This is a genomic window from Paenibacillus roseus, from assembly GCF_016424485.1.
GTDB classification, from domain to species: Bacteria; Bacillota; Bacilli; order Paenibacillales; family Paenibacillaceae; genus Paenibacillus_D; species Paenibacillus_D roseus.
The window spans coordinates 925,558-939,306 of the sequence record NZ_JAELUP010000103.1 but is presented as its reverse complement, the minus strand read 5'-3'; the positions used below and the strand labels follow the sequence as shown (position 1 = coordinate 939,306).

Below are 13,749 nucleotides of genomic sequence, written 5' to 3'. Positions count from 1 at the left end.
GTCGCACAACTACTATTGTGCGACACAAACAACGCGATTTTGGCCACTAAAACTGCAAAAAAACAATAAAACAGCTATGGATAAAAATAATGAATACGTGAATACGGTTTCAAATTTTAGCCTAACAATACAGCCCATAACGTCTGTGAAGTAGACCGTACAGACGTTACGGGCTGTTGAATTTAAACGTATGTATAAGCATCAGGAGTTACAGTACAGCAGCCATTCCGCCGTCGATATTGACTGAAGTTCCGGTTACATAAGAGGCCCTGTCAGATACCAGGAAAGCTATCACATCCGCGGCTTCCTGCGCATCCCCGATGCGGCCAAGCGGAATGTTATGCTGTGGGTCACGGGCGAATTCCTCCCATGTCGTATCTGGCGCCTTGGCTTGCCACATACGTTCAATCTGGGCGCTGCGAACAAGCCCGATGCACACGGCGTTTACCCGTATATTGCTGACGGCCAGATCCTTGCTCATCGCCTTGGTTAGCGCAAGACCCGCCGCACGGCTGACTGAAGTCGGCAGAGATGAAGCCGACGGCGTCTTCCCTCCGACTGCCGTTACATTTACGATAGCTCCTCCTCCGGCTGCCTGCATATGAGGCAACGCCGCACGCGCAAAATGAACGGCTCCAAACAGCTTCAAATCCAGATCCGCTGTCCAAGCATCCGTACCTACTTCCCCAAACGGTTTTGCCGCAAAAGTGCCGGCATTATTCACCAGAATATCCAGACCGCCCAGACGTCGGTTAACTTCCTCTACCACCCTCTGCGCTTCCTCCTCTATCGAAACATCAGCAGATATCCATACGACTTCCTGACCGGACAATGATTGGATTTCTGCGGCGGCAGCCTCAAGCTCATCCGGATTTCTGGCGACAATCGCTACCTGAACCCCTTCTTTGGCAAATGTTGCGGCCGTCGCAAATCCGATCCCTTTGCTGCCTCCGGTTATAAGCGCTTTCTTTCCTCGCAAACCTAAATTCATAAGTAGCCAGCCTCCTTTGTATGACGATTACCCGTCCCGACTTGTCTCCAAATCCTGAAGGGAGATCCCTTCCTCCACCGCAAACTCGAAATCTTCAATATCATACACCTGCACCGGAACCTCAGCTTCAATGATGCGATCCTGCAGCTCAATCTGATCCGACAACAACGGGAGCTTGAGTTTCATCGCAGTAAGCAGTTGCTCTGTCTCAATCGGGTCAAAAAACTCGCCATAATGAGCATTATCCATTGCATTGACAACCGTAAAGGATACATCCTCGTCCAGAAGCAGCGGAGAACTCTCTCTCCACGGAGACTGGAGCGCGCGTTCAATTTTTTTCCGATTAAGGGGCTCCTCGAAAAAGGCAATCAGCTCCCCAATCTTTATCTTCACATGCTGATCATCTTCAGGATCATCCATTATCGGGTCCGGGCCGCTCTTCATATCGTACAGTTCCATAATGGTCGAATACGGGATAACATAATCGACCGGACGGCCAGGCAGCATAAGCTGTCCGTATGTTGCCATCATTACGGCTTCTATGACAAAACGACAACGCATCTCGTATCCCCCTTCAGCTTGTAGTTGCAGCAACAGAGATGACACCGCCCATTGCTTGACCATATCCCTTATTATACCTCAATTCAAGATAGAACGTACAGGCATACCGGCACAGTTCCTTAACAAGTAAACTTCTCAAAATGATTGCTTCTCAGGCCAGCGCAGATGTACAATGGGCGTATTGAGTATTTTTGAAGGAGGAACTTTTGTATGCATTCCGAGGTGGAGTTGAGTCAAGAACAAGTTATTATTATTGGAGCCGGCCCATGCGGCCTTGCTGCAGCATTGGAACTGCAGGCGCAGGGCTTAAATCCGTTAATCATTGAGAAGCGCAATGTCGTCCATTCTATCTCGCAATATCCGGTGTACATGCAATTTTTCAGTAGCCCTGAACTGCTGGAAATTGGCAACGTCCCATTCACCACCGCACATGACAAACCATCCCGCCTGGAGGCTCTCAATTATTATAGAAACGTGGCATTACGAAGCGGTGTAAGAATCAACGCTTACGAGACCGTAAACAGCATTGCCCGTAATGAGCAGGGCTTTACCTTGGCCAGCATCCGCAGAAGCGGTACTCCTCACACATATCATGCAAAACATGTCGTTATCGCAACCGGGTACTTTGACCATCCAAACCTGCTTGGTATTCCTGGTGAAGAGACTGAGAAGGTATCCCATTTCTTCCAGGAAGCTCATCCTTACACGGGAATGAACGTTGTTATTATCGGCGGCAGCAATTCAGCCATCGACGCTGCGCTGGAGTTGGAGCGAGTCGGAGCCAAGGTCACCATCGTCTACAGGGGCGAAGACTATTCTCCAAGCATCAAGCCGTGGGTACTCCCCCTTTTCAAAGGCAAAGTGGCCAAAGAGCGGATTCACATTCGTTTCCAGTCCAGAGTGCTCGAAATTACGCCAACGGAAGTCGTTATCGAGAGCGCTCAAGGTACTGACCGCATCACCAATGATTTCGTATTGGCGCTGACCGGGTTCCATCCCGATCGCAAATTTCTGGGCCAATCCGGGGTCACTATGGAAGAAGAAGGCTATCCAACCTTTAATGAGGAGACCATGGAAACCAATGTTCCAGGCATCTATCTGGCTGGTGTGGTCGCATCCCGTCATGAAGCGAATGAGATCTTCATCGAGACCGGACGGTTCCATGGGAATAAAATAGCCGGCCATCTCCTTCAAAAGAAACAACAGGCATAACTATAAACGTCAGGCTTTAAGCTCGCCGGCGGGAGGCAATTATGAAATCACGACGATTATTAATCATGGTCAGTATTGTTTTGGCAATGCTCGTAGCTTCAATGGATGCAACCATTACGAACACCACCATGCCTGTTATTGCAGAAGAGCTTGGCGGCTATTCCCTGTACGCCTGGTCCTTTGCAGCCTACATGATCTTTTCAACTGTGTTGACCCCGGTTGCCGGACGCATTTCGGACTTGTACGGACGCAAAAAAATATTCGCCTTCGGCATCTCATTTTTTCTATTGGGGTCCGTGCTGTGCGGACTTGCCGACACCATGCTTCAACTTGTTCTGTATCGGGCTGTACAAGGCATGGGAGCAGGCTTCATGCTGCCTTTCCCGCTGATTATTGCTGGCGATCTCTTCTCTGTAGAGAAAAGGGGCAAAATACAGGCCATATTCTCAGCAATGTGGGGGCTATCAGCTGTTCTGGCTCCGCTGCTGGGATCGCTATTTATAGAAGTGGCAAGCTGGAGATGGATTTTTCTAATCAACATTCCAGTATGTATCGTCGCTTTGATCTGTCTGCTTGGTTACAAGGAAGAATACGAGCCGCGCAAAGCTTCCGTCGATGTATGGGGCTCCGTTCTGTTTGCTGGGGGAGTCAGCCTTGTCTTGGCGGCAACAACCGTAGAGAGGCTTCCATGGATGTACGCCTCCTTAGGTGCGGGGTTGCTCTGGCTATTCTGGATGGTCGAGAAGCGCCATCCTTCTCCAATTGTCCCACTGCCGCTTCTCAAGCTGCCGAAAATTAAATGGATGATTATTAATTCTTTTCTCGCTTGCGCGGCTTTGTATGGCACATCCAGCTATGTTCCCCTGTTCCTGCAGCATTTGAACTATTCTGTTTTTGTCAGCGGCTTATCCCTGCTCGGAATATCCGTCGGCTGGATGGCAAGTTCCGTCCCCGCAGGAAAATGGGTGCTTCGTTACGGCTACGCCCGGTTGCTGCTGGCAAGCAATCTAACGTTGCTCGCATCAGGGATTATGCTGCTTTTTCTAGGACCATCCACCGGATTCATCTATGTAACACTGGCGTTGACTGTTCAAGGAGCGGGATTCGGGCTTTTATTTACGGTTACCACAATCGGCGCGCAGCAGCTCGTTCAAGCTAGCCAAAGCGGAATATCTACTTCGCTGCAAATGTTTTCGCGCAATACAGGAACAGCTATCGGCGTTACAATCATGGGTTCGCTTTTATTGCAGAGTGAATTCATGCTAGGCATTCGATCGATTTTCATATACGGAACGCTTGCAAGCTGCCTGGCACTGGCAACCATCTGGTTCCTCCGGGACAGATCCGATACGTTGTCTACCAGCCAAGCAACGGTTAAATGACGGAATTTATTCCTCGTAAATCATTTTATGCGTCATGCCGCCGTCAATAATCAGATTCGTGCCATTAACAAAATCGTTATTCAAGTCCGTCAGATAAATGCAAGCCCGAACGATATCCTCCGGACGTCCCACACGTCCGGACCAGTGCTGGTTATGATCCTGCTTGCGCAGCTCATCATAGTGTCTGGTTTCAATCCACCCCGGACTGATGCTATTCACCCTAATTTTATATGGGGCTAGAGAGGCAGCCATTGCATGGGTAAGAGCAACCATCCCTCCTTTGGATGCCGCATATGCTTCCGTATTGGGCTCTGACATCAGCGCCCGCGTTGAGGCGATATGTATGATGCTGCCGCCTTCGGATTGTGTTTTCATCTGATTTGCCGCCTCTCTGCCGCACAAGAACGCACCGCGCAGATTGGCGTTCAGCACACTGTCCCACTCCTCCACAGTCAGCTCGAACAAACTTTTCGTAATCCCGAACCCGGCGCTATTAATGAGCACATTTCTTCTTTTACCTATTCCATATTATAAAGGTTGCAGCAGCAATAACGCTAACATCTCCCCCTTATTAACCACTGCTGCAAATTGCGATCATGGTGTATGTTTAGCTGGATGCTTTATTTGCGCATATTTTACGCATATTTGCGTATATAGTTGAATTCATATGGTAATTTTTAGGTTTTTATATCCGGAATATTCCTCTTTTTGTCCCCCTTCATAACCATCGTCACTATTCCCTTTACTCAGCATAATGAACTTGGCTATTCCTACCTGCGTTTTTCATACCCATGTTTTCCTACCTGTCTATTCTTACCTCTGTATTTTTTTCCTGTGTATACCTTTCCTACCTTTCTATTTCTGGGCCGAAGGCTTTTTGCATTCCAATGCCTTGCTTAAAGAAGGGAGCTTTCGTTAAAATAGTCTTGATATAGGAACATATGTTTGTTATAATGTAAAATATAAGGAAGAAAAATGACACGGCGTCCCCATCCAAAAGTCATTCGTTCTACTTTTATATTGGCTGCTAGCTTGTTTATTTTGAAGATGGGTATTTGGGAGAGAAGGGAGTTGTTTTTGTGCGCGATGAGGTCTTGACCTATTTCTTTCGTTCCAAATGGCCGAACGGCTACTGTTGTTCACGCTGCGGTCATCGACAGGCTTACACCATTCGTACACGCAAAGCACCTCTATTTCAATGTGCCAATTGCCGCTATCAATCTTCGCTTACAACCGGCACGATTATGGAGCACACACGCACATCTTTGGAAAATTGGTACGCGGCCCTGCAACTGATGTCCCGCCCCGGCGGCATTCATGCTGTGCAGCTTCAACAACGATTAAAGGTTTCCTATAAAACAGCATGGTCTATGCTCAAGAGAGTACGGATGGCAATTAGTATGATGGATATGGAGCGCCCTCTTTTTGGTTCAGTTCAAGCACAGCTTGGATTTTATGGAGATGCGGGACGCCAGTCACTTAGAAAAGACCCCAGAGAACATTCCATCATTGCCATGTCGGCTTCTTTGCAATCTCTCTCAAAAAAAAATGATCTGCTAATGAAAGCCGTTCCATGTGAGAATCTGTCTTTGAAATCACTGAAATCACCGCTTAAACCTGCGTTATTCAATACATACAAGGAATCACTCATTAATCCTGTAAATTACTTGAAACTTAAAATTGCAAATCCAGCTTTCATGAATAATCGGGGAATGCCAGCAGTGCTGCAGCCTCTATTTTTCCGCAACCATATTGCAAAGAGGGATCTTGCTGTTAACTCCTGTCCGCTCTCGCTTGAAGTCGACAACCGCTCTTTATATTTGAGGCGTGTTATATCAGATGCAAGGTATTGGATCAATCACACCTTTCACGGTATAGGGGCAAAATATTTACAGCTTTACTGGGATGAATTTTGCTTTAGGCTCAACTGTGGCAATCGTCCGCTTTCAGCTCATCACGCATTAGGTACGCTTTGTATGCAAGCTGTAAGATAGTTCTTTCGTTCACTGATGTCTGACCATTCAAATTTAATGACAGTCGCCGTCTTTAAAGTCCATTTCCCTTTGCCCTCCTTCATAATTCCATAAAGGCATTCGGCTTTACAATAAACAGGAAGAGTCTCTGTACGGCAACGACTACGTTTGCTAGAAATCAAGCATCGATTTTTCGATTTTATTTTTGAAATTCCAGTAGTTTTGAAATCCTATCAGAAGAGCACGAGAATAAATGTTTGCTGAGTAAAAGGGATAATGACAACGCTCTGTTTAGACAATAAAAACAGTATATAGTCTCGCTAAGCATTCAACAAAATTCACAAAAAATATGAGCAGGCCTAACTTAGCTTTGCTGCTTTATCGCCAACTTTGACGACGTTAACTTTGGTCCGCACCGCAAAGAATTAAGGTTCTGTTAATCTTGTATTACCCCTCTCTTGTAGTGGTAAAATAGTTGTACAACGAAATTTCAAGGAGAGATGTAGTGGTGAAGGACAGCACCCTTCTTTTGGTGGATGATGAACAAGCTATTCTCCAATTGCTGGAGACGGTACTGCGAAAGGAAGGATTCCAGCATATTGATAAGGCAACGACAGCTGAAATGGCACTTGATCTATGCGAACAGAAGCCGTATGACCTTATTTTACTGGATGTGACTCTTCCGAGTATGAGCGGAACTGAAGTCTGTCCTCTTATGCGGAGACATACGGATGCACCTATATTATTTTTGAGCGCAAGGTCCACGGATTTTGACAAGCTGTCAGGCTTCGCTGTAGGGGGCGATGATTATGTGACAAAACCTTTTAACCCTCTGGAAATTGTCGCGAGAATCAAATCTCTGCTACGCCGCTCTCTGAAAAGCGCCACTACTGTCTCAACAGGACACTCATCCGTTTTGGATTTTGGAAGGTTCCAGGTTAATGAAGCAGCAGCGGAGCTAAGGGTGGAAGGCGTGCCTGTCCCCTGCCCTTCCCTTGTGTTTCAATTGCTGTTGTTTTTGTGCAAACATCCTAATCGCGTCTTTTCGAAAAGTGAGCTGTATGAGCGTGTGTGGGGAGAAAGCAGTCTGAGTGACGATAATACAGTGATGGTCCATATCCATCGCATCCGGGAGCGTATTGAACGCAACCCCGCCCAACCTGAATTTTTGGTAAACGTTCGAGGACTTGGTTACAAGCTGGTAGCAAACAGGGAATCTAACTATGAACGTTAAATGGCGGCTTACTCTGCGACTGGTCGGATGGCTCGCCTGTTTTGGACTTATTTTACTATCGCTGTCCGGTGCTGTATTTTACTGGATTATCATTCAGCTTGCAGAAATTCAGGCGGAACGGGATTTCCAAACTGCCGGCTTGTCCCAGTTAGTGGATACAGTCCGGGCTGAAGGGAAAAATTGGACATTTGATCCCAAGCTGCTGGAGGCAATCGAGAAAACAGACGGCTGGCTGCAGCGGATTGATGACAACGGCAAGGTGACAGACGCTTTTTTTACACCGCCGGATGTTCCAAACTCTTATGACCCCGGCGAGCTCAGTGATTATTTGTTGCAGCACCGTCCCTTTCCTTATCAATTAGCAATTTGGATTCAAATTAAGAACGGTATAACCCACACACTTATTTACGGGAAGACCAATCAAGGGAACGGTTTTTTGCAACAGCTTGCTGAGACGGGAAAGCGAAGCGGGGTTAATATTCTTTTGCCTGGAGAGATGCTAGAGAAACTGAAGAAGCAAAAAGCCTGGCTGCAATTGCTGGCTGCAGATGGCGTGGAAATTGCGTCTCTAAATAAACCGGAGCAGGCCATCAGTCGGTTTTCCGTACCCGAGATGGTGCTTAGATCCATTTACCCTGACCGATACGGCGCTGAGATCCATACGAAATATAACCTTGACACAAGAGAAACCTGGGTATTGAGTACTCCTCTCCCAGGGTACGGTCCTGGTGAACAGCCAGTGATGGCGCCAGAGGTACAAGTACTGGCTATAGGAATAGGAGCTCTGGTGATTGCCGCTATGCTGCTGCTATTGGTCATGTCCTATTGGTTTGGCAACCGAATCGGCTCCCCTGTCGTCCATGTCCTGAACTGGCTGCGTCTGCTGGATAAAGGACAATTCAGGGAGCCTGCCAATTCACTTGGGAAACCAAAGAGTCTAAATCGAAGCGGCCGAAGAAAAAGCAAATACCACGTTTATGGGGATGTCATCCATTCTCTTGAATCGCTCTCCGGAACACTCCGCCGCAATGAGCAACTGCAGAAAGAAACGGAGCAATTGCGCGACGAATGGATCGCAGGGGTATCACATGATTTGAAGACACCGCTATCCTCTATCAAGGGTTATGCTCATATGCTGGAAACCGATACTTATGACTGGACAACTAATGAAGTTCGTTCATTCGCCAAAGTCATTTTGGAAAAATCCTCCCATATGGATGCGCTAATTAATGATCTCACCTTGACTTACCATCTACGAAGTGGCGGAGAGGCGCCATCGAAGGAAGTTGTGGAGATGAATAATTATTTGAATGAAGTGCTCCTTGAGACGGCACAGCACCCACTTTACAGAGAAGGGGGAATTCGTTTTGTGCCGGCGGTCGAGCCCGTATATTTAACCATCTACAAGCCATGGTTCCAGCGAATCGTTGATAATCTCGTCGCCAATGCGTTCCTCCACAACCGGAAAGGAACTACGTTGACTGTATCCTTACAAATGCAAGAAGCTGGCGGCGTTATTATCACTTTCTCTGATAACGGTGAAGGCATGAACGAACAAACTGCAGACCGGCTTTTTGAGCGGTATTTCAGGGGAATCGATTCCGAAAGCCGTTCGGAAGGCACTGGCCTCGGAATGGCCATAAGCAAAGCGCTTGTAGAAGCACTTGGCGCCAAAATCGAATTACACACCCATATAGGTGAAGGCACGTCCATCCATATTAGTTGGCCGGGCAATGAAGAGATTTGAGATTGACTGCGTAAGCAACTCTAGCATCCAGTGACGGGCAAATGCTCCTTTCTCAGGGAACTAATAAGCCACCGTACTCATGCAGACAAACTGCATAAGGGCGGTGGCTGCGTTGTTTACCGCTCACTAGTAACTCCGTTTATGTGAAGCTGGCGCTGGGCAAACTCGCGATACAACTCATGGGTATCCAACAACTCCTCATGGGTTCCTGTGCCCGTGACCTTTCCGTTATCCAGAAACACAATCCGGTCGGCATTGATTACAGTTGACAATCGATGGGCAATGACCAGTGTTGTCCGCCCTTTCATCAATGTCTCTAGCGCAAGCTGAACGTACTTCTCGGAGTTGCTGTCCAGGCTTGAGGTCGCCTCGTCCAACATCAGAATCGATGGGTTACGCAGCAGCGCCCGGGCAATGCCTATCCGCTGGCGTTGGCCTCCGGACAATTTAATGCCTCGTTCACCTACCTCAGTATTGTAGCTCCCCGGAAATGCCTCGATAAACTGGTCGGCATAAGCCAGCCTGGCCGCTTCCTTAAGCTCGTCATCGCTCACCTCCCGCTCCAGTCCGTAGATAATATTATCACGAATCGTCCCTGCCAAAATCGGACTTTCCTGTGATACATAACCGATTGCACTCCGCCAGGAGGTCAAGGTATACGTACTGATCGGTTCGTCCCCGATGCGAATAACGCCTTCCTGAGGAAGATAAAACCGCTCCAGCAGCGAAAATAATGTCGTCTTGCCGCTTCCGCTTGGCCCAACAATGGCCGTTACTTTGCCAGGGTCAATGACAAAGTTGACCTGGTCAAGGACAGGTTCCTTCTCCTCGTAAGCAAATGTCACCCCTTCAAGCGTTATCGGACGCTGAGGATTCTCAAGCACTACACCACCAGCAAAGTCTTCCTCCGCTTCCCCCAGTGTATCGACGATCCGCTCAGTCGCTCCCCTCGCCTTCTGAAGCTGGGTCACGAACTGGGTAATTTGCCCGACCGGCATAATGATTTGTACGAGATACAGGATGAAAGCGACCAAGTCCCCCGCAGACAACGCGCCTGAGGCCACCCTCATGCCGCCGTAGCCGATGATGACGACAAGCATAGCCATCATGACGAAAGACATCAATGGTCCGATCATTGCCTGTATCCTTGCCTCTTTAAGACCGAAACCGTATAACGTCTTGATCCCGCCCTCCCCGTTGCGCTGCTCGATCTTCTCGGAGCCGGACAGCTTCACCAGCCGAATCTCCATCAGCACCTGATTAAGCACACCGCTGAACTTTGCAGTTTCATCCTGCAAGCCTTTGGATATGCGGTGCATCTTTCGACCAAGTGGAATCATGACAAACATCGTCACCGGCAGCGCGGACAACAAGACCAATGTCATCTTCCAATCCAATACCAGCATTAACGTGACGGAACCGGCAATAGCGACCAGTCCTGTCGCAAAATTGGTCAGATGGTCACTAATGAGTGTGCGTACAACATTCGTATCATTCGTCATACGGCTGACCGTCTCTCCTGTCCGGTTCTTGTCGTAGTAAGGAACCGGAAGAACCAATAGTTTGCTCCAAAGCCTTCTGCGAATGCCAGCCACCATATGCTGACCAGACCGATTGAGCAAGTAGGCAGACAGCCCTCCGGCAAGCGCCTGGGCGAGAAATGCTGCCCCTATCCATCCGATATGCGAAGCGGACAGGGAAGCCTCGGAAAATCCGTCCACCAGCCCTTTAAGAAGCAGCGGGACAATGAGACCGGCAAGCGTTGTAACAATGCTAAGGAAGATAGCCAGACCAAGAGTGAGTTTGGGCGGTCTGGTTTCTTTCAGCACATGATAAAATGTGCGCCAATTCACACTAGTTTGTTGGGAGACTTTCTGCTTTTCTTTGTTTTTTATGTTCATCGTCTGCTCTCCTTGAGTAACTGAAAGAAAAGCATGTTGCCATGTCTCTTTCTCTGATCCTTGCTTACCCGTTTTACCTTCGCTCTGGCGTGCTGGTTGTCTTACAGACTGCCATATGCCTTTAATATAAGCAGCTTGTTGACCGTTACCATACCGCGCCATTCACTCAAACAAGCCGGACTTAGCGCTGGCCACGGAATCATCCAGCCTCCGTCCTCCTGTTGCTGGGCGACTAATGCATCCAGATGGCTGGTGATGATTGCTTCAGGTATGCCCGATACTCCAAAGCAATCCGGAGCAGGGAACCAGTCGAGTATCTTTTGTACGTAACCTTCGGCATATGGGTTTCGTTGAACCAAATCTTCGGATTTCAGCCAGTCTGTTAACAGTCCCGTCATTTGCTCGGTAGCGGCGTCTCCAGGGGCATGTTCCACAAAGGCGATGCATTGAATGACATCGTGGTAATCCTTCTGGTCGGCCTTGTGCATATTTGCCCTGAAATAGGCATCTGATTGCAGGAACCACTCCTCCTCATAAAAGGATGTAACAACCTGCTGCTTGTACAGTTTAGCCAAAATCAGACCTGTCGGATTAAGAGACGGCCCCGTGTCGTCTTCGGTCTGCCACCATGGGGCATGAGGTGCCAAATTAATGCTCCTGAGCGCTCTCGGGAAGCCGCCAGTCCCGCTGATCGCAACGTTCTTCAAATATAATCGTACACCTTCCAGAATACCTGAATCAAATAACCCGACCTCGTCCATCACCTGCAAAGCGAACTCCGTTGGTACTGGCTGGCTGAGCGGATCGCGGATATCCGGTTCGAGCGCTCCCCCAAACCCGCCATCCCGGTTCTGATAAGGACGCAGAGCATCAATAACCGCCTCTGCCGTTCCATTCCCAAAATGAAATTCATAACGTCTGCGATCCAGCAGACGAGCATTGCTGTAAATGTAATCGTGAGCTTTAGATAGAAGCCTTCTCGTGTCTGTCATTAACAAAACCTCCTCAATTCTAAATAATATCTAAATGGAAAGTATCTTTCTGAGAAAAGCCAGTGCTTTTGCCGTACAAACCTCTTCCAGCCGGGATACAAGCTCTTCTGCTGCTCTTGATTTGCTTTGCGCCTCAAATTGCAGTCTATGCAGGCTCATCCAGCGCTCCGTAGACTGGTAGGCCGTTGCGCTCCAACCGTTAACTTCTCCTGCTTCATTCACTTTTTGCTGGATTCCCGATATGACAATATCCATCGTTCCCTGTAATTCCGTTACAGCCTGATCAAAAGCACTTTTGTCCTCTTTCGCCTTCATACCGCTCGCCTGGCGAAGCTTGCGAGTATCAATTCCTTCCTCCTGACTCACAATTTCATAGATATCTCTGGCAGTTTTTGAAATAAGACCGTCGCGGTAGCGCTGCTCTACTGTGCCTCTGCCGCCCGCTGCCGCTACGACCAAAGGAAACCAGTCACGATCAATCAGCACAGCTTTGCTTTTTATAAATTTCCCATACGCTGCAGCGCCGCTCGACGGAAAGCGTACACGCCAGCCCCAGGGGTCAGATGGCAGATCCGTATGCCATTGATCCTTGGAAGTAAGACTGACCAAGGAAGGATGCTCAGGAATAAGTGGAGCCAGCGGCAAAATACCAATCTGCGACAATAAAGCAGCCGCATCCTCATAGCGATTTAATGGATTTGTAGACAATTGGTTATTCACGATCTATTCTCCTTTTCAGTGTTGCTGTAGTGGCGCAATGTCGCTCTGGCTTTAATTGCCACAGCTTCACCCAATGCTGACGGAGCAATTATGTATGCATCCGTACCAAGGAAATAAAAGAGCCTCACTGTCCAGTCCCATTCAGAAACCGGCAGTTCACCCTCCAGAAGCCATTCATCCTCCGCAATCATCACCAACTTCTCGCCAAGATGCTCGTCCCGTTCTACCTCCAGCATTCCCCTGTATGTCAATTTTGCTTTAAGCGTAAAACTTGTACGGGCTAATGCTGGAAAATTGCGCTTACTTGCATCTAACCCTCCCGACGAGTTCTCTTCACATACATAATCCTGTTGCAATACATAATCCTGTCCCAACTCGGGTAAATCGGGTAAAGTTGGCGGCGGTTCTGCTTCTTCAACTTGGCTCATTCGGTCGACACGAAGCAAGCGCTCCTCTCGATGGATCTGGGAGTAGGTTTCACAATACCAAAAACCGTGCGCGGCATAAATTCTTTGTGGCCGGATCAGCAGTGTCCGCTGGTGAGACTGGGAACGGTAGAAGACCGATACCCATTTGGCTTGTGCTGTCAGTTCCATGAGCCGGGACAGATGAGGTACCGTGTAGCTGCGCCTCGGCACTTCCACGGTCATATGCTTCAGCAGCGGCGCAACTTTGTTCAACGTTTCCGGTGATAAAATGCTTTTCACCTTGTCCATCACTGTCCAGCGTTCCTTGTTAAACGGCGTGTCTGCATAAGCCGTCATACTGTCCAGCGACAGCAGCAGCGTCAATGCCTCATTCGTGTCCAACTGTAGAGGCGGCAGTGTATAGCCCTCCATCAGACGATAACCGCCCTTGACACCGTTCAATGCATACACAGGTACCCCAAGTTCGGTGAGCGATTGGATATCTCTGAGAATCGTTCGTCTTGATACCTCCAGCTTGTCTGCAAGTGATGCGGCAGTCTCCTTGTGTTGGCCTAGCGCAAGCACGATCGCCATCAGCCGGTCGCTTCGCTTCATGGTTGACTCCTCTC

General features: G+C 48.5%; 11 protein-coding genes and 1 pseudogene. 5 read left to right on the top strand and 7 right to left on the bottom strand.

From position 1 onward, the window contains the following. Nucleotides 1-208: 208 nt before the first annotated feature. Nucleotides 209-991 carry an SDR family NAD(P)-dependent oxidoreductase gene (locus JFN88_RS21340; RefSeq protein WP_199021276.1) on the bottom strand — a complete coding sequence of 261 codons (783 nt, stop codon included), beginning with the start codon at nt 989-991 and terminating at the stop codon, nt 209-211. A 27-nt stretch (nt 992-1,018) separates the two neighbouring features. Continuing rightward, nucleotides 1,019-1,552 carry an ADP-heptose synthase gene (locus tag JFN88_RS21335; RefSeq protein ID WP_199021275.1) on the bottom strand — a complete coding sequence of 178 codons (534 nt, stop codon included), beginning with the start codon at nt 1,550-1,552 and terminating at the stop codon, nt 1,019-1,021. Between the two features lie 210 nt (nt 1,553-1,762). Here JFN88_RS21335 and JFN88_RS21330 point away from each other — a divergent pair, with 210 nt between their 5' ends. Next, entirely contained in the window at nt 1,763-2,764 is a 1,002-nt protein-coding gene (locus JFN88_RS21330) for a YpdA family putative bacillithiol disulfide reductase (protein WP_199021274.1), read from the top strand. Nucleotides 2,765-2,805: 41 nt separating this feature from the next. After that, on the top strand, nt 2,806-4,146 hold the full coding sequence (locus JFN88_RS21325) for an MFS transporter (protein WP_199021273.1): 1,341 nt from the start codon (nt 2,806-2,808) through the stop codon (nt 4,144-4,146). Between the two features lie 6 nt (nt 4,147-4,152). On the opposite strand, the pseudogene JFN88_RS21320 reads toward JFN88_RS21325, so the two are convergent. Next, nucleotides 4,153-4,659, bottom strand: a pseudogene (locus tag JFN88_RS21320) (SDR family oxidoreductase); the annotation flags it as partial. A 566-nt stretch (nt 4,660-5,225) separates the two neighbouring features. On the opposite strand from JFN88_RS21320, the gene JFN88_RS21315 reads away from it, so the two are divergent. The 3 genes from JFN88_RS21315 to JFN88_RS21305 all read left to right on the top strand — a co-directional run bounded on the left by JFN88_RS21315 (nt 5,226) and on the right by JFN88_RS21305 (nt 9,100). After that, nucleotides 5,226-6,140 carry a transposase gene (locus JFN88_RS21315; protein WP_199021272.1) on the top strand — a complete coding sequence of 305 codons (915 nt, stop codon included), beginning with the start codon at nt 5,226-5,228 and terminating at the stop codon, nt 6,138-6,140. 487 nt (nt 6,141-6,627) lie between these two features. Then, nucleotides 6,628-7,353: a response regulator transcription factor gene (locus JFN88_RS21310; RefSeq protein WP_199021271.1), complete on the top strand. Its 726-nt coding sequence runs from the start codon at nt 6,628-6,630 to the stop codon at nt 7,351-7,353. Then, nucleotides 7,343-9,100, top strand: coding sequence for a sensor histidine kinase (locus JFN88_RS21305; RefSeq protein WP_199021270.1), 1,758 nt, complete (start codon nt 7,343-7,345; stop codon nt 9,098-9,100). Before JFN88_RS21310 ends, JFN88_RS21305 begins: the two co-directional genes overlap by 11 nt. A 116-nt stretch (nt 9,101-9,216) precedes the next feature. Here the strand turns inward: JFN88_RS21305 and JFN88_RS21300 are convergent, their stop codons facing one another. From JFN88_RS21300 to JFN88_RS21285, 4 genes are all read right to left on the bottom strand, one after another. Continuing rightward, a complete protein-coding gene (locus tag JFN88_RS21300; RefSeq protein WP_199021269.1) occupies nt 9,217-11,001 on the bottom strand; it encodes an ABC transporter ATP-binding protein in 1,785 nt (594 codons plus the stop codon). 101 nt (nt 11,002-11,102) lie between these two features. Next, nucleotides 11,103-11,993 carry a hypothetical protein gene (locus JFN88_RS21295; protein WP_199021268.1) on the bottom strand — a complete coding sequence of 297 codons (891 nt, stop codon included), beginning with the start codon at nt 11,991-11,993 and terminating at the stop codon, nt 11,103-11,105. A 30-nt stretch (nt 11,994-12,023) separates the two neighbouring features. Then, complete coding sequence (locus JFN88_RS21290) at nt 12,024-12,713, bottom strand: AlkZ-related protein (RefSeq protein WP_332908520.1); 690 nt, start codon at nt 12,711-12,713, stop codon at nt 12,024-12,026. Beyond that, entirely contained in the window at nt 12,710-13,735 is a 1,026-nt protein-coding gene (locus JFN88_RS21285) for a helix-turn-helix transcriptional regulator (RefSeq protein ID WP_199021267.1), read from the bottom strand. Before JFN88_RS21285 ends, JFN88_RS21290 begins: the two co-directional genes overlap by 4 nt. Between the last annotated feature and the right edge of the window lie 14 nt (nt 13,736-13,749).

Bases quoted from the DNA above. Each gene is read 5' to 3' on its own strand.
- JFN88_RS21340 (WP_199021276.1), bottom strand. From the start codon at position 991: ATGAATTTAGGTTTGCGAGGAAAGAAAGCGCTTATAACCGGAGGCAGC.
- JFN88_RS21335 (WP_199021275.1), bottom strand. From the start codon at position 1,552: ATGCGTTGTCGTTTTGTCATAGAAGCCGTAATGATGGCAACATACGGA.
- JFN88_RS21330 (WP_199021274.1), top strand. From the start codon at position 1,763: ATGCATTCCGAGGTGGAGTTGAGTCAAGAACAAGTTATTATTATTGGA.
- JFN88_RS21325 (WP_199021273.1), top strand. From the start codon at position 2,806: ATGAAATCACGACGATTATTAATCATGGTCAGTATTGTTTTGGCAATG.
- JFN88_RS21305 (WP_199021270.1), top strand. From the start codon at position 7,343: ATGAACGTTAAATGGCGGCTTACTCTGCGACTGGTCGGATGGCTCGCC.
- JFN88_RS21300 (WP_199021269.1), bottom strand. From the start codon at position 11,001: ATGAACATAAAAAACAAAGAAAAGCAGAAAGTCTCCCAACAAACTAGT.
- JFN88_RS21295 (WP_199021268.1), bottom strand. From the start codon at position 11,993: ATGACAGACACGAGAAGGCTTCTATCTAAAGCTCACGATTACATTTAC.
- JFN88_RS21285 (WP_199021267.1), bottom strand. From the start codon at position 13,735: ATGAAGCGAAGCGACCGGCTGATGGCGATCGTGCTTGCGCTAGGCCAA.